The organism is Bradyrhizobium sp. Kon69 (assembly GCF_055807515.1).
The window spans coordinates 1-14,900 of record NZ_JBVVOS010000056.1 but is presented as its reverse complement, the minus strand read 5'-3'; the positions used below and the strand labels follow the sequence as shown (position 1 = coordinate 14,900).

Here is a 14,900-nt window from a genome sequence, read left to right as displayed (position 1 = left end):
CAACGCTTGACGCACAGACCCCGGGCGTCAGGACCACACGATTTTGCCGTACGCCGATCACACCGGTCGTGTGCGCGACGCCTTCACTCACGGTTGCCCGCCCTGCGAAGCCGTTCGCGCCGATGTGACTAACGTCCACCGCCGTCCGGCCCGCGTTCGTGACGATCGCGATACGCCCCTCTTCCTTGGGCCGGAGTGAGGCGACACATACGCCGTTTCCGAAATTCGGTAAAGCGAAATATTTTGAGCCACGCGGGTTGACCGGCAGTTTGGGTGTTTTGCCCGACGGGGCAACGCGCGGGCTTGTAGATGAAGTAATGGGCCGGCCAACAAGGCGCCCGCGCACTACGGCGCGAGGCTCTTGCTAGTCCTCAAGTTTCCCGTGGAAATAGGCGCCCAACCCCAGCAGGCCACAGAACCGCGCCCACTACGGGCGCTTTCTCATTTCTCTGGGCTGCACTAGCCCAGGCCCCACAAAAGCATTCGCTCGCATTAACTTCTGTGCTTGGCCGCCATACATGCCAGCAATTCGTCTTGTGCGAGTATTCGATGCACGGCATCGATTGGCACTACCACTCCCATTCCGACGGGCACTCGGATCCCTTGGCCACGCTCGATCCCCAACACATCGGACGGCGGAGCATCCCAAGCACCTTGCCAAATACCAATCAAGTGCAGGTGCCACATCGCGACAGCGTCACCCATTTCAGCGGGATGCAGGTGTGGATTCGCCTTGATCAATTCTTCGCTGACGGACGGATTACTGCCTCTGACGAAAACCGGGGCTCCGCTTAGACCCGAGAGGCTTTGGCTCTCCACCAAATATGCATCCGCGAATATCGTCTTTGTGCCAGCCGGGTCATGCCAGTCTTTGATCGGTATCGGCTCAACTTCAGGCCCGTAGATACGACGAGCGATCGTTCCGAAATGGACTACGGGAAGGTTGCGGGTTCGGCCGGATAACACTCTGAACAGACCGATCGTGTAGCAAAAGTCTCCGATCCCCACTCCGTATTTCCAAGCCTTATTCGCCCACCAAACTTCCTTCGCGTCGTCAATGAAACGCACGTCATATTCGGCCTCGTCAATAATCCCTTCAAGAGACAGTACCGCTGCATCCACCGTCGGATCGGCGTCGTAGTACCAAGTGGCATTATCGATCAGTATATTTTGGGCTCCACCAGCCCGATTGACCCGCAAGAGAAATGGATCGTCTCCTACAAACTCTGCCAAATGTCGGACAGTAACCAGATATGGAAAACCGTTATGCCTCAGAAAAAAAGCGGTTCCGATACAATCGATACCACCTTTCTCGGGCTCGTCACTCGGATAGCCGAGAAACACAACCGTTGAGAGAAGATCATCGTTGATCCGCAAGGTCGAATCCTCCGTGGCTCCAAAGCTGCACGGCATCGTAAATGAATTCGCGACTAGTAGTTAGGTCAATTGCGCGCCCCATAAGTCGGCGGCGGCGCCTGCACGGTCGGCGCAGCAGCCGCGAACAGATCGTCCTTGCGCCCCGAGAGCGGCGGATAGATGCGCTTGCGGTTGATGGTCTGCTTGGTGGCCTTCGCGGCCGCGCCGGTGACGCGGACTTCGCGATCCCACCCTTCCGTATAGAGCGCGCCCCAGCCGCCGAGATCGAGCACGGTCACGTACCAGTCGATCCGGAGCGGCAGCATCGGCAGGCCCGCGAGATCGGCGACCACGTTGTGACCGGCGAAACGGCCCATGGGACGCGCGAACTGGCAGGACATCACGGTCGGATGCAAGCCGTCGACCACGCTCGAGGCGACGTCGCCGGCCGCGAACACGCCGCCGACATCCGCAACCCGCATCATGGGATCGACCAGAAGCCGCCCAAGGCGATCGCGTGCGTCCGGAAAGCTCGCCGCCAGGGGGCTCGCGCGCATCCCGGCACACCAGATCACCGTCCGTGTCGGAATGAACTCCCCCGAGCTCAGGCGCAGGCCGGCGGCCTCGACGGAGACGACGCGGACGCCAAGCCGTGTCTCGACGTCGAGCGAGGCCAACGCCGTATCGATGACGGGACGTGCATGTGCGCCGATGGTGGCGCCCACGGCAGGATTGGGATCGACCAGGATGATGCGGCGGCTGCCGGTGATGCCGGCGCGCGCCAGTCTGTCGGGCATCTCGGCCGCGACCTCGATGCCGGTGAAGCCGGCGCCGACCACGACGATCGTCGAGCGCCCCGGCGCGGGCACGCTGCGTCCGAGCGAGGCGAGATGATCCTCGAGGTGGAGCGCCGCTGCATAAGTGTCGACATCGAAAGCATGCTCGGCAAGGCCGGGAATGTCGGGACGCATCACTTCGCTGCCGAGCGCCAGCACCAGCCGGTCATAAGCCAGCGTCTCGTCACCGCCATCCGTCAGCAGCGAAATCTCGCGCCGTGCCGGATCGATGGCTTCGACCTCGCCGATTCCGTGACTGACGCCGATCGGATCGAGCAGTTGCGGCAGCGGAAGCGCGACCTCGCTGAGGTCGGCCTCGTAATTGCGGACGCGGATGTTGTGATACGGATTGCGATCGATGACACGGATCTCGATGTCACGGCCGGCCGCGCCGATCTCCTCGCGCTTGCGTGCGGCACCGATGGCCGCCCACAGACCTGCAAACCCGGCGCCGAGCACGACGATACGCGCCATGTCCGTTGACTGCATTTCCCAAGAGAGCGACGACGAAGCGACGAACGATCAAGCCATCTGACCGCGCAGACAGATATAACTCATCCGGCCCGGCGGGCCAACTGCGGTGGCACCGGCGCGCCGCACGAATTCTCGGCGCGCTCAGGCCTCGCGCAGTTCCGACGGCGTCGCGGCAAAGCGCTTGCGGAAGGCGCGGTTGAAATAGGACAGATCGGAGAAGCCCGACGAATGCGCGATGTCGCTGATCTTGCGGGTCCTGGCGCGGGGATCGCCGAGCAGCTTGCGCGCCTGCAGCAGGCGCTGCTCCAGCACGAACTCGGTGAAGGTCGTTCCGGCCTGCTCGAACAGGCGCTGCGCCTGGCGCGGGCTCAGGCCAGAGCGCGTGGCAATCTCGGACAGGCAGAGATCGTTGCGGCCAAGGGCAGCCATCACGTCGGCACGCATGAGGTCGAGACGGGCCGCCGCATGACCCCGTCCGCGCGCAAGACTTGCATGTTCGGCGTCGGTGCCGAGCAGGAGGCCGACGAGATCGACCATGTGCTGCGCGGTGAGGCGCTGGCCGACGGCGTCGAGATGCGGCGCGTGATGGGCGGCAAGGGAGTGGTAGCGCAAGATCGTCTCGGCGACCGCGCCGTCCGAGAGCACTTGCGACAGCTTGTCCTCGGCGCGCGGATTGATCTCGAGCAGCGCGCGGCGCGGCATGCGGATGGTGGTGAAGCGATCTTCCTCGGTGTGGCCGACGGTGCCGGTGATGCCCATGTCGACGAGCACCATCTGCGCGGGCGCAAGCTCCACGGCGTGGCCGTTCTGCCCGACGCGGACGAGACCCGCATGCGCCGCGATCAGGACGAGATCGTCGCTGCCGTCGGCAAGGTGGCTCTGGGTGCGTGAATATTGCGCGGAGGCGCCTTCGGGAATGGCGAGCGCGATATTGTCGACCACGCTGACCTGCAGCCGGCAATCGATGCTGTCGCCCCGGCTCGGCCCGATATCCAGGCCGCAGGCCCCGAAAGTCCGCTCGCGCCAATGCTCGAAGGCCGGGCCGTGTGGCAGCCCCGCATATTGGTGAATGAAGATGCCCGACGTTTTCGCTGCATCCATCTGATTTTCTCGCCCCTCTCCGGCACCATGATTGGGGGCGCCGACTGCAAATTCCGGGCATTTGACGCCGCGAAACGCGGAGAGGTTCAAATCGGGGGCGGATTCGGCGGGATTTGTCGGAAGACGACGGCAGGACGGACCGTGGCGACAGCATTCGGCGCTTGTAGCCCGCATGGAGCAAAGCGGAATGCGGGACGGCGGTCCCGGATTGCGCTGCGCTCCATCCGGGCTACGACGCTTACTTCTTCGCGGGCGCCTGCGGCTGGGAGGGCGGCACGGTATCGATCAGCTTGCCGGAAAACACCGGCGCCGAGGTCGGCTGGCCGTTGGGCGAACCGCCTGCCTGCTCGAGCGTGACGGCGTAGGTCGCGCCGTTGACGACGTCGGCATCGTACGAGCCGAGCACCGGTCGTGCGGTGAAATCGCCGGCGCCGATCACGCCGAGCGAGCGCGGACGCGGCAGCTTGTCGGAGATCAGCCAGAGCTCGAAGCTCTTGCCGGGCTCCGGTGTCGCGCCGACTTTGCGCACCGTAAAGTTCTTGGTCGCACCGTCGATGGTGAGGATGAAGGCGGGACCGCCGCCCTGGCCCTGCAACAGCGCGACATATTGCGACGACACCGGGAGCGGCGCCGGCGTCTTCACCTCCACCGTCTGGATGCGCGCTGGCGGCCGCAAGCCGCCCGGCAACGCGTCGGGCAGGAAGATCTGAAGCGACAGCGTCACGAGCAGCGCGGCCGCGAGCGCGCCGACGGCGGATGCGATGGTGCGCCAGCGCTTCACGCGGCCCTCAAGCCGGATCACGTTGCTGTTGTCGGCAACCGGCGGCGGTGCCGCACGCACGACATCCGGGTTCGGCGCGTGGACCTGCGGCATGAAGATCGGCACGATTTCGGGCATCGCATCGGACGCAGGACGCGCCGGGTCAGGCTGCTCCGCTTCGGGAGGCGGCGGCGGCTGCTGCATAGTCTCCGACGGCACCTGCGGAGGCACGGTGTCGGGCGAGGAGAACTCCGGCACAGGTGGCGGCGGTGCTGCGTCCGGCAGTGCTGGCGGCTCCTGCGCAAAGCCCGTCCGCGCGAGCTCGGACCTGATGTTCTCCCACACGATCGGACGCGGCTCGATCGAGCCGACCATCTGGTTGAGGACGCCGAGCCGGAATGCCCACGCCTGCACGACATCGGCGAACGCCTTGTCCACCGCCATCATGGTCTCGACCTGCGCGCGCTCGCCGGCGTCGAGCGTGCCGAGCGCATATTCCGCGGCGAGCGCGATATGGTCCTCCGTATAGGCCATCACTTGCGGTCCAGACCCACCCTCACCGTATGAGCTCTCATGGCTCGAATCTCATAGCCCGAGACATTCGCGAATATCCAACATGCTGCGCCGAAGCCACGTCTTCACCGTGTTGACGGGCGCCGCGAATTTCTCCGCCAATTGATCGCGGCTCCAGCCGTTGTAATAGGCGAGAAGCACGAGCCTCTGACGGTCCGGCTCGAGCCGGCCGATACATTCGAGCAGCCGCCTCAATTCCTCGGTCATCTCCCGCCGCGCCAGCGGATCGGGGCTGTCGCTCGCGACTTCCATCGCCTGCGGCTCTTCCTCGATGGAGACTTCCGTCTTCTTGCGCACGATGTCGATGGCGCGGTTGCGCGCGATCGACGCCATCCACGTGATCGGCGACGCGAGAGCGGGATTGAACTGGCCGGCGCTATTCCAGATCTTGACGTAGGTCTCCTGAATGACCTCCTCTGCGAGATCCTGTCGGCGCAAGATACGGAGCACGACACCATAGAGTTTCGCGCGCGTGGCGACGTAGAGGCGCTCGAACGCGGCCTGATCGCCCTGCGCCACCGCCCCAATCAGCCCGACCAGCTCTGCTGGCGTCAGCATTCAGCCCCCCAATGCGCAGCCCGTCGCGTTCCGCGCAGGCCCTGGCACGCCGCCACCATAGCGCGCGACAAAGCCGACCACCAAGGGGGCGCGGCGGCACACTGTGGACAGCACATGCGAAAACCCGGACCCATGGGGTCCGGGTTCTGCAAATTCTCGCAGGTCTGGCGGCTAGCGTCTCAGGCGACGGCGCCCATGCGGGCCCGCATCAGGCCGATGCTGTCGAGATCGGCCTGCTCGCGGGCGTTTTCCTCGGCACGTTCGCGGGCCTGATCGCGCTCGTCGAGAAGCTCGACCTTCTTCAGCTCCTCGAAGGCTTCGGCCAGCGCGGCCTTGGCTTCGTCGAGCTGGCCCTTCAGCTCGTCGGCCGAGCGGGTCAGGTTCTCGCGGCGCTGGATGGCAGCCTTGGCATAGGTCGGATAGGCGAAGTGCGAGGGATCGTTGATCCCGGCGCGCTCCTGCTCGGTCGAGATCTCGCGTTCAAGATCGGTCGACATCCGCTGGAAGTCGGCGATCATGGTCTCAATCTGGCTGACCCGGCGGCGCTTCTCGTCGACCTGAAATTTCTTCAGGCGGATGAGGGTATCACGTGACTTCATCGACTCGTACTCCCCAGAAGTCCCTTGGCTGCACGTGGGACAACACCGGTCTCCCCACAGGCCCGACGGGGGCCAAGACCGGCTCTGCTACTCTGTGGGATGGGATGATGACGGGACAAAGTTAGCGTTCCGTTTCCAAATTGCCGAGGATTTGCGCCAACTGGCGGTAGCCGTCCGCCAGCGATGCATTTTCATCCTTGCGCTGGCGCAGGAAGGCCTCCAGCGGCTCGTGCAGGCGGATCGCCTCGTCGACCTCCGGGCTGGAGCCGGCGCGGTAGGCGCCCAGACGGATCAATTCCTCCATGTCGGCATAGGTCGCCATCACCGCCCGCGCCTTCTGGATGGTCGGCCAGAACTGCGGGTCGGCCGATTTCGGCATGGTGCGGGAGACGGATTTGAGGATGTTGATGGCGGGGTAGCGGCCGCGCTCGGCGATCGAGCGCTGCATCACGATGTGGCCGTCGAGGATGCCGCGGACGGCATCCGCGATCGGCTCGTTATGGTCGTCGCCATCGACCAGCACCGTGAAGATCGCGGTGATGGCGCCCTCGCCGAGGCCCGGGCCGGCGCGCTCCAGAAGCTTCGGCAGCTCGGTGAACACGGTCGGCGTGTAGCCCTTGGCGGTCGGCGGCTCGCCCGCGGACAGGCCGATCTCGCGCTGGGCCATGGCAAAGCGCGTCACCGAATCCATCAGGCAAAGGACGTCCTGCTCCTCGTCGCGAAAATATTCCGCGATCGCGAGCGTCAGATAGGCGGCCTGGCGGCGCATCAGCGCCGGCTCGTCGGAGGTGGCGACCACGACGACGGAACGCGCGAGGCCCTCGTCGCCGAGGTCGTCCTGCAAGAATTCCTGCACTTCGCGGCCGCGTTCGCCGATCAGCCCGATGACGCTGACGGCGGCATCGACGTTGCGCGCGAGCATCGACAGCAGCACCGACTTGCCGACGCCGGAGCCTGCGAAGATGCCCATGCGCTGGCCGCGGCAGCAGGTCAGGAAGGTGTTCATCGCGCGCACACCGAGATCGAGTGGCGCGCCGACGCGCTTGCGCGAGTGCGCCGGCGGCGGCGAATTGCGGTACGGCATCGGCGCCGGGCCCTGCGGCAGCGGCCCCTTGCCGTCGATCGGCTCACCCAGCGCATTGACGACGCGGCCGAGCCAGGCCGCGCAAGGCCGCACCTGATTTGCGGCATTGGCGATGACGGCCTTGCAGCCGCGCCGCACGCCGTCGAGGCCGGCGAACGGCATCACGACGGCGTTGTTGCCGGAGAAGCCGATCACCTCGCAGGGGATGGAACGGTTGCCGCCAGTCTCGATCACGAGCCGCGCGCCGACCGACATCGCATGGATCGGGCCGGCCACCTCGACCATCAGGCCGCGCACGCCGACCACACGGCCATAAATATTGATGCCGTCAATATCGCCGATCTGTTCGGCAAGAGCCTTCATTAGAGGGCCTTCATGAGGTGATCGCCTTCATAATCCCGGGCTTCGTGGCGAAAACCTTAAGTTTCGCCATATTTCTGAACGGCGCTTAACTTCGTGTTTACCCGCATCGTTAATCATTGCGTCACTGTCTTTGTGACTGAGCGTGACTCCCCTTCAGAAGAAGGCTGAGTCGCGGGAGTCGGTTAGGCCCGTCTCTTAAAGTGGAACTTGAACGCAACCGGATAACGAAAGCTGCTTCGCACACAAGACCTTAGGGCGATTCGACGAAAATTGCATCTACAGGGCTTGCGTTCCAGAATCAGAATTTGTTAACCATCTGTTGTCAGGATCCGAATCAGTTGTTCAAAGGCGTTTTGTTGTGTGCCGCGAATGCGGCCGACCTGACGCCCAGGAGCGGCGACTATGGGGAACTGGCATGCGCGTTTTGCTGATTGAAGATGACAGCGCCGTCGCGCAGTCGATCGAGCTGATGTTGAAGTCTGAGAGCTTCAACGTCTACACGACCGATTTGGGGGAAGAAGGCGTCGATCTCGGTAAATTATACGATTACGACATTATCCTTCTCGACCTCAACCTGCCCGACATGTCCGGCTACGACGTGCTCAAGCAGCTCCGGGTCTCCAAGATCAAGACACCCATTCTGATCCTCTCCGGCCTCGCCGGCATCGAGGACAAGGTCAAGGGTCTCGGCGTCGGCGCCGACGACTACATGACCAAGCCTTTCCACAAGGACGAGCTGGTTGCCCGCATCCACGCGATCGTGCGCCGCTCCAAGGGCCATGCCCAGTCGGTGATCCAGACCGGCGACCTCGTCGTCAACCTCGACACCAAGACGGTGGAAGTCGGCGGCCAGCGCGTGCATCTGACCGGCAAGGAATACCAGATGCTGGAGCTGCTCTCGCTCCGCAAGGGCACGACCCTCACCAAGGAAATGTTCCTCAACCATCTCTATGGCGGCATGGACGAGCCCGAGCTGAAGATCATCGACGTCTTCATCTGCAAGCTCCGCAAGAAGCTCGCGAATGCCTCGGAAGGCCGCAACTTCATCGAGACCGTGTGGGGCCGCGGCTACGTGCTGCGCGAGCCGCACGAGGTCGAAGAGCGCATTCCCGCCTGATCCTGGGTTTTACCCGCGAGCCCTTCGGGGCTTGCTCCTCCCAGCCTGGACCCCGCCGCAAATGGCGGGGTTTTGTTTTTGGGGACGCGAACGCGGCCTCAATCGTCCTGCCGCCGTTGAACCGCTATCCTTCCTCCGCCGACGAATGGTCGCTGCACGATGGGGGAACGATGATCCTGCAATCACTCGCCGGCCTGCCCGCCTTCCTGGTCTATTTCTGCACCGGGCTGATCGCGATCGTGACGTATCTGTTCGTCTACACCCGCATCACGCCCTACAACGAATTCCAGCTGATCCGCGACAACGAGCCGGCCGCGGCGATAGCGCTCGGCCTCAGCCTGCTCGGCTTCGTGGCGCCGCTGGTCAGCGCCATCGCGCATTCGGCCAATGTGCTGGATTGCCTGATCTGGGCGCTCATCGCGCTGATCGTGCAGATCATCGTGCTCTTTCTGGTGAGGGTGCCGGTGCCGAATCTGCCGGCCCGGATCGCGGCCGGCGAGCTTGCGCCCGCGATCTGGCTCGGCCTGTCCTCGCTCGCCGCAGGCCTGCTCAACGCCGCCTGCATGATCTACTGACATGGCCGACAAGCCCTCCAAAAAAGAGTTCGGCAAGCGCCGGCCGGCGGCCGGGCCGCCGCCCACGCAGCAGCCGGTGAAGCGCTCCGGCCGTGTCGCGCTGCTGGTGATGGGCACGATCGCGGTCGGCACCACCGCCTACACGCTGATGCCGCGGCACAATTGCGAGCCCATTCCTGTCGGCACGGACCCAGCGGTGCAAGCGAGCACGTCGTGCAGCAGCAGCCGCAGTTCCTCCAGCGGCGGCGGCAGCTCGTCGCGATCGAGTTTCTTCAGCAGCGACTCCTCGAGCCATTCCTCGTCCGGAACGTCGTCCGATTCAGGCTCCGGCGGCGTGAGCCGCGGCGGCTTCGGCTCGTTTGGCCATGGCTTCTCTGGCGGCGGCTGACCCATGCAACGCATCGTCTGCCCCGAGCGCGACGACTGGCGGCAGACCGCCGAACGATGCGGCTTCGCCTTCCACACCATCGACGGCGAGCGCTATTGGGACGAGCGCGCCTACTACGCCTTCACGCTCGACGAGATCGAGCGTGGCATCGAGGCGCCGACCGGCGAGATCGACGCGATGTGCCTGGAGCTCGCCGGCCGGGTCATCGGCGACGAGCGCCATCTGCGGCGCTTGAAGATACCGGACGCGTTCTGGAGCCTGATCGCCGAAAGCTGGGCACGAGACGACCGCAGCCTCTATGGCCGGCTCGATCTGAAATTCGACGGCAAGGGACCGGCAAAGCTGCTCGAATACAACGCGGATACGCCGACCTCGATTTTCGAAGCCGCGGTGTTTCAGTGGACCTGGCTCGAACAGGCGATCGAACGGCGCATCATCCCGTCGCGCGCCGACCAGTTCAACTCCATCCACGAACGACTGATCGAAGCGTGGAAGCAGATTGCCACGGGGCGCCACGTCCATCTCACCGGCACCACGGGCAATGAGGAGGATGCCGGCACGCTCGCTTATCTCGAAGACACCGCGCGCCAGGCGGGACTTGCAACCACGCTGCTCGACATCGAGGCGATCGGCTGGCGCAACGATACCGGCGGCTTCGTCGATCTCGACGACCGCGACATCGCGCTCGCCTTCAAGCTCTATCCCTGGGAATGGATGTTTCACGACAGCTTCGGCGCAAAGCTCAAGGACGCACCGACACGCTGGATCGAACCGCCGTGGAAGGCGGTGCTTTCCAACAAGGGCATCCTGCCGCTGCTCTGGGAGATGTTTCCGAACCATCCCAATCTGCTGCCGGCGTTCTTCGAGGACGATCCGCGGGCAGCCGAGCTCGGCAGCTCCTATGTGCGCAAGCCGCTGCTGTCGCGCGAAGGCGCCAATGTCACGCTGGTAGCAGGCGGAATGCCGCTCGACGAGCAGGCAGGCCCCTACGGCGCCGAAGGATTCGTGCGGCAGGCGCTCGCGCCGCTGCCGAACTTCTCAGACTTCTATCCGGTGGTGGGAAGCTGGCTGGTGAATCACGAACCCTGCGGGCTGTCGATCCGCGAGGACGAGAGCCCGATCACCGGCAACGGCTCGCGGTTTCTGCCGCATGCGATCTTGTGAGGGATGCCCTTCTTCCCTTCTGGGAGAAGGTCGCCGCGAAGCGTCGGATGAGGGATTCTATTCGCGAGTTCAAAACGTCAGTTGGATTCGCGGCTCGCGCATCGACAAAGGCCGGCACGGCGGCGGCGTGGCACAAACTGCATAGAGACTTTTCGCTGCGACAGATCAGCTATGTCTTAAAAGGGTTCAAAAAGACACTTAGGCAAGCTGAATAGCGCGGTAGCCTCTTTGCAATGGAGAGGGGATCGGTGCCGGGGCTCGTGCATATCGTTGACGACGACCTTTCTTTCCTGACGGCCATGGAGCGTCATTTAAGACACGCCGGTTACGAGGTCGCCGTCTATACGTCGGCGCAGGCGTTGCTGGACCGACTGCCGAGCGACAGCATTCCGAGTTGCATCCTTCTCGATGTGCAAATCCCCGACCTGGACGGCCCTGCCCTCCAAAAACAATTGGGCGAACTCGGCTCGACATTGCCGATCATATTTCTCTCCGGCTATCGCGACATTCCGATCACTGTGCGAACCATAAAGGCGGGTGCGCAGGATTTTCTGAGCAAGCCGGTAAGCTCAGAAGACCTTCTTCGCGCGATCGCCGGAGCCTTGGCACACCATCGATCGTCACGAGACCTACAGAACGTGCTGAACATGGCTCGTGCTCGTCTCGCTAAATTGACGCCGCGCGAGCGACAGGTTTTCGACCTTGTCGTTCGGGGCAAAATCAACAAGCAGATCGCACACACGCTCGGAACGACCGAGCGCACGATCAAAGCTCACCGCCACGGCTTGATGGAGAAAATGCAGGTTCGGTCGTTAGCCGAACTGGTCTCTCTTGCCGAGCGGATCGGCGTCTTGGACGGCGCATCCGACGAGGGAGGAACGGCCTGACAACCCCACCAGTTTCCAGGTACCTGCCGCTCCGTTGATCTACGTCAACGACGTTGAGCTTTCGTCTTTCGTCTCTCCGACAGCAGACGACGTCACATCGTCCACCACGCGGCGACAGGCACCGCGCGGGCCGACGTCTATCGGCCTAGCATCGGTCCGTTAAAGCAAAGCAGCTTCGAACGCGCGGCAACATCACGGCGCCGATAGGCGCGGGCCACGCGTCTCACCGCGCCGCTGCCACCTTCAACGACGGCGGCATCAATCCGCCCATCGGGCGGCCGGAGCGCGTCGGGTTGAGCTGATAGAGACCACGACGTTCGACGATCGGGCGGAACGCGTCGGTGATGCCGACGACGGATTCGGCGGCGCCCAACAGCAGCGTGCCGTCGGCTTCCAAAATCTTCGCCATGCGCTCGAAGATCACGGCCTTGGTGTCCTGGTCGAAATAGATCAGCACATTGCGGCAGAAGATCACGTCGAACGTTCCGAGATGGGAGAAGTCCTGCAACAGATTGAGCTGGCGGAACTGCACCATGGCGCGGATGTCGGCATTGAGCTGCCAGACCTCGCCCGCTTGCGTGAAGTATTTCATCAGGTGCTGGATCGGCAGGCCGCGCTGCACCTCGAATTGGCTGTAGACGCCGGCCTTGGATTTCTCCAGCACCTCCTGCGACAGATCGGTGGCGACGATCTCGATGCGCCAGCCGGCGAAGGCTGCGCCCATCTCCTTTACGCACATCGCGATCGAATAGGGCTCTTGTCCCGTCGACGAGGCCGCCGACCAGATGCGCAGCGATTTGCGCGCCGCGCGCGCCCGAAGCAGCCCTGGCAGGATCGTTTCGCGCAAATGATCGAACGGGATCTTGTCGCGGTAGAAGAAGGTCTCGTTGGTGGTCATCGCCTCGACCACGTCGCTTGCAAGCCGCCCGTCGCCGTTCCTGATCTTCAGCACGAGATCGGGAATCCCGGCAAGGCTCGCCTTGCGGGCCAGCGGCAGCAGCCGGCTCTCGACCAGATACTGCTTGTCCGGGGAGAGATCGAGGCCGGAGCGCTCTTTCAGGAATTTGCGTAAATAGTCGTAGTCGACCGGCGTCACGAGCGGTCTCCCGCGAACAGGCGATTGACCCGGGCGCCGATCTGGTTGAGCGGCAGGATCGCCGCGCAGATGCCGGCATTGGCCGCCGCGCCCGGCATGCCCCAGACCACGCTGGAGGCTTCGTCCTGCGCGATCACGCTGCCGCCGGCGGCGACGATGTCCTTGCCGCCGCGCATGCCGTCCGAGCCCATGCCCGTCAGGATCACGGAGAGGATGGCGCCATGCCAGATGTCGATGGCGGAGGTGAACAGCGGATCGACCGCGGGCTTGCAGAAATTGACGGCGGGGCCGTCGTCGAGCGCGATCGCCACGTCGACGCCGCTACGCACGACGCGCATGTGCTTGCCGCCCGGCGCAAGATAGATGCGGCCCGGCTTCACCGGCTCGCCATCGGCGGCTTCGGCTGCCGGCTTGCGGCTCGTGCGCGCCAGATGCTCGGCGAGAATGGTGGTGAAGGTCGGCGGCATGTGCTGGGTGATCAGCACCGGGACGCGGTCGATCACGGGGCCGAGCTCGGCGACGAGTGCCATCAGCGCCTGAGGACCGCCGGTCGATGAGCCGATCAGCAGCACCTTCGGTGCCTGGGTCGAGAACGGACGCGTGGACAGCGGCGAGGACGACGACGGCGCATGCAGGGCCGGAGCCGGCGCGGCAGGCCGCGCGACAAGCGGTCCACGTGCAGCCGGGGCCGGGCTTGCGGGCGCGAGCGGCGGGCTCCCAACCACGGGCTTGCGGCGCAGCCGTGCGCCGAGGTGGCGGATTTTCTGGATCAGGTCGTGATGGAAGATGTCCGCAGCCGACGCCTCTCGCGTCGATTCCGGCTTCGGAATGTAGTCGGCCGCGCCGAGCGACAGCGCCTTGAAGCTGATCTCCGCGTTGCGGCGGGTCAGCGTCGAGGCCATGATGATGACGAGATCGCGCTTCTTCGCCAGGAGTTGCGGCAGCGCCGAGATACCGTCGAGCTCCGGCATTTCGATATCGAGCACGGCAACGTCGGGGTTGATGCGTTCGATCTGGTTGACCGCCTCGAGTCCGGTGCGCAGCGAGGCCGCGACTTCCATGTCATGCTCGGCACCGACCCAGCGCGAGATCAGCCCGCGAATGACGACGGAGTCGTCGACGATCATCACCCGCAACGGTCCGGCTTCCCGCGACGAGCCCGGGGTCGAATTACCTGCGAACGCAACACTCATTTACTCACCAACTCAGACTGAAACGGTCAGTTGAAAACAAACGCCGAAGGAGCCGTTCAGCCTCCGGGACGGTCGCTCAGATAAGGCCGACTTCCTGGAATTTCGCCGTCACGATGTCCTTGTCGAAAGGCTTCATGATGTACTCGTTGGCGCCCGCGTGCAGCGCGCGCGCGATATGCGCGACGTCGTTCTCGGTGGTGCAGAACACGACCTTGGGCTGGTCGCCACCGGGCATGCGCCGGAGATGGCCGAGGAACTCGTAGCCGTCCATCACCGGCATGTTCCAGTCGAGCAGGACCGCATCGGGCAAGCCGCGCTTGCAGGCCTCCAGCGCCTTCTCACCGTCCTCGGCTTCGAGGATCTGGAAGTCGAGGCCTTCCAGGATCCGGCGCGCAACCTTGCGGATGACGCTGGAATCATCAACGACGAGACAAGTTCGCATGTGAACCTCTGCTTCTCCCCGCTTTTGCGGGGGCACTTCCAATTGCAGGTACGTCGGCGGATGTGCCGGCGTATCAGGCCGCCATCATCTCGGGCGCGAGCTCGAGGACGCGATCGACGTCGAGGACGACCATGAGCTGGCCGTCGAGACGGTGGACCCCGCCGGCGAGCTTGGCCATGCGGGGGTCGAGATTGACGGGGTTTTCTTCCATGCCGTCCTCGGCGAGCCGCAGCACTTCGCCGATCTGGTCGATCAACAGGCCATAGGATTCACCGCGCAGGTCGACGCCGACCGCCATCGGGATCTTGCCGTCCTCGGGCTTGGGCAGGCCGAG

Annotated in this window: 16 protein-coding genes; 5 read left to right on the top strand and 11 right to left on the bottom strand. The window is 64.2% G+C overall.

From position 1 onward, the window contains the following. Positions 1 to 492: 492 nt before the first annotated feature. The 7 genes from AC0L3U_RS37585 to fliI form a co-directional block, all read right to left on the bottom strand. On the bottom strand, positions 493 to 1,377 hold the full coding sequence (locus tag AC0L3U_RS37585; protein WP_473364893.1) for a hypothetical protein: 885 nt from the start codon (positions 1,375 to 1,377) through the stop codon (positions 493 to 495). 65 nt (positions 1,378 to 1,442) lie between these two features. Then, a complete protein-coding gene (locus AC0L3U_RS37580) occupies positions 1,443 to 2,666 on the bottom strand; it encodes an NAD(P)/FAD-dependent oxidoreductase (protein ID WP_473364892.1) in 1,224 nt (407 codons plus the stop codon). 141 nt (positions 2,667 to 2,807) lie between these two features. After that, the gene (locus tag AC0L3U_RS37575) at positions 2,808 to 3,767 is read right to left on the bottom strand and encodes a helix-turn-helix transcriptional regulator (RefSeq protein ID WP_473364891.1); all 960 of its coding nucleotides are present in this window, start codon (positions 3,765 to 3,767) and stop codon (positions 2,808 to 2,810) included. A 238-nt stretch (positions 3,768 to 4,005) separates the two neighbouring features. After that, positions 4,006 to 5,061, bottom strand: a complete 1,056-nt coding sequence (locus tag AC0L3U_RS37570; protein WP_473364890.1) for an anti-sigma factor — start codon at positions 5,059 to 5,061, stop codon at positions 4,006 to 4,008. Positions 5,062 to 5,112: 51 nt separating this feature from the next. Continuing rightward, on the bottom strand, positions 5,113 to 5,658 hold the full coding sequence (locus AC0L3U_RS37565) for a sigma-70 family RNA polymerase sigma factor (protein ID WP_473348567.1): 546 nt from the start codon (positions 5,656 to 5,658) through the stop codon (positions 5,113 to 5,115). Between the two features lie 179 nt (positions 5,659 to 5,837). After that, complete coding sequence (gene fliJ, locus AC0L3U_RS37560) at positions 5,838 to 6,257, bottom strand: flagellar export protein FliJ (protein WP_007600546.1); 420 nt, start codon at positions 6,255 to 6,257, stop codon at positions 5,838 to 5,840. Positions 6,258 to 6,378: 121 nt separating this feature from the next. Beyond that, complete coding sequence (fliI, locus tag AC0L3U_RS37555) at positions 6,379 to 7,704, bottom strand: flagellar protein export ATPase FliI (RefSeq protein ID WP_063993790.1); 1,326 nt, start codon at positions 7,702 to 7,704, stop codon at positions 6,379 to 6,381. A gap of 415 nt (positions 7,705 to 8,119) precedes the next feature. Between fliI and ctrA the strand changes: the two genes are divergently transcribed. The 5 genes from ctrA to AC0L3U_RS37530 all read left to right on the top strand — a co-directional run bounded on the left by ctrA (position 8,120) and on the right by AC0L3U_RS37530 (position 11,835). Continuing rightward, the gene (gene ctrA / locus AC0L3U_RS37550) at positions 8,120 to 8,821 is read left to right on the top strand and encodes a response regulator transcription factor CtrA (protein ID WP_007600544.1); all 702 of its coding nucleotides are present in this window, start codon (positions 8,120 to 8,122) and stop codon (positions 8,819 to 8,821) included. 170 nt (positions 8,822 to 8,991) lie between these two features. After that, a complete protein-coding gene (locus AC0L3U_RS37545; protein WP_247282568.1) occupies positions 8,992 to 9,396 on the top strand; it encodes a DUF350 domain-containing protein in 405 nt (134 codons plus the stop codon). 1 nt (position 9,397) lies between these two features. Continuing rightward, entirely contained in the window at positions 9,398 to 9,784 is a 387-nt protein-coding gene (locus tag AC0L3U_RS37540; protein WP_473364889.1) for a hypothetical protein, read from the top strand. 3 nt (positions 9,785 to 9,787) lie between these two features. Continuing rightward, positions 9,788 to 10,948 (top strand): glutathionylspermidine synthase family protein, encoded by a 1,161-nt coding sequence (locus AC0L3U_RS37535; protein ID WP_473364888.1) that lies wholly within the window; start codon positions 9,788 to 9,790, stop codon positions 10,946 to 10,948. A gap of 248 nt (positions 10,949 to 11,196) precedes the next feature. Then, a complete protein-coding gene (locus AC0L3U_RS37530; RefSeq protein ID WP_473364887.1) occupies positions 11,197 to 11,835 on the top strand; it encodes a response regulator transcription factor in 639 nt (212 codons plus the stop codon). A 223-nt stretch (positions 11,836 to 12,058) separates the two neighbouring features. Here the strand turns inward: AC0L3U_RS37530 and AC0L3U_RS37525 are convergent, their stop codons facing one another. The 4 genes from AC0L3U_RS37525 to AC0L3U_RS37510 form a co-directional block, all read right to left on the bottom strand. Next, entirely contained in the window at positions 12,059 to 12,931 is an 873-nt protein-coding gene (locus tag AC0L3U_RS37525; protein ID WP_473364886.1) for a CheR family methyltransferase, read from the bottom strand. Beyond that, positions 12,928 to 14,124: a protein-glutamate methylesterase/protein-glutamine glutaminase gene (locus tag AC0L3U_RS37520; RefSeq protein ID WP_473364885.1), complete on the bottom strand. Its 1,197-nt coding sequence runs from the start codon at positions 14,122 to 14,124 to the stop codon at positions 12,928 to 12,930. Before AC0L3U_RS37520 ends, AC0L3U_RS37525 begins: the two co-directional genes overlap by 4 nt. A gap of 76 nt (positions 14,125 to 14,200) precedes the next feature. After that, the gene (locus AC0L3U_RS37515) at positions 14,201 to 14,566 is read right to left on the bottom strand and encodes a response regulator (protein ID WP_007600538.1); all 366 of its coding nucleotides are present in this window, start codon (positions 14,564 to 14,566) and stop codon (positions 14,201 to 14,203) included. Positions 14,567 to 14,639: 73 nt separating this feature from the next. Further along, on the bottom strand, positions 14,640 to 14,900 hold a 261-nt coding region (locus tag AC0L3U_RS37510; RefSeq protein WP_473364884.1), incomplete at its 5' end, for a chemotaxis protein CheW.

What these genes read in the sequence shown, in the direction of transcription:
- AC0L3U_RS37580 (WP_473364892.1), bottom strand. Translation starts at nt 2,666, where the DNA reads ATGGCGCGTATCGTCGTGCTCGGCGCCGGGTTTGCAGGTCTGTGGGCG.
- AC0L3U_RS37575 (WP_473364891.1), bottom strand. Translation starts at nt 3,767, where the DNA reads ATGGATGCAGCGAAAACGTCGGGCATCTTCATTCACCAATATGCGGGG.
- AC0L3U_RS37570 (WP_473364890.1), bottom strand. Translation starts at nt 5,061, where the DNA reads ATGGCCTATACGGAGGACCATATCGCGCTCGCCGCGGAATATGCGCTC.
- AC0L3U_RS37565 (WP_473348567.1), bottom strand. Translation starts at nt 5,658, where the DNA reads ATGCTGACGCCAGCAGAGCTGGTCGGGCTGATTGGGGCGGTGGCGCAG.
- fliJ (WP_007600546.1), bottom strand. Translation starts at nt 6,257, where the DNA reads ATGAAGTCACGTGATACCCTCATCCGCCTGAAGAAATTTCAGGTCGAC.
- fliI (WP_063993790.1), bottom strand. Translation starts at nt 7,704, where the DNA reads ATGAAGGCTCTTGCCGAACAGATCGGCGATATTGACGGCATCAATATT.
- ctrA (WP_007600544.1), top strand. Translation starts at nt 8,120, where the DNA reads ATGCGCGTTTTGCTGATTGAAGATGACAGCGCCGTCGCGCAGTCGATC.
- AC0L3U_RS37545 (WP_247282568.1), top strand. Translation starts at nt 8,992, where the DNA reads ATGATCCTGCAATCACTCGCCGGCCTGCCCGCCTTCCTGGTCTATTTC.
- AC0L3U_RS37540 (WP_473364889.1), top strand. Translation starts at nt 9,398, where the DNA reads ATGGCCGACAAGCCCTCCAAAAAAGAGTTCGGCAAGCGCCGGCCGGCG.
- AC0L3U_RS37535 (WP_473364888.1), top strand. Translation starts at nt 9,788, where the DNA reads ATGCAACGCATCGTCTGCCCCGAGCGCGACGACTGGCGGCAGACCGCC.
- AC0L3U_RS37520 (WP_473364885.1), bottom strand. Translation starts at nt 14,124, where the DNA reads ATGAGTGTTGCGTTCGCAGGTAATTCGACCCCGGGCTCGTCGCGGGAA.
- AC0L3U_RS37515 (WP_007600538.1), bottom strand. Translation starts at nt 14,566, where the DNA reads ATGCGAACTTGTCTCGTCGTTGATGATTCCAGCGTCATCCGCAAGGTT.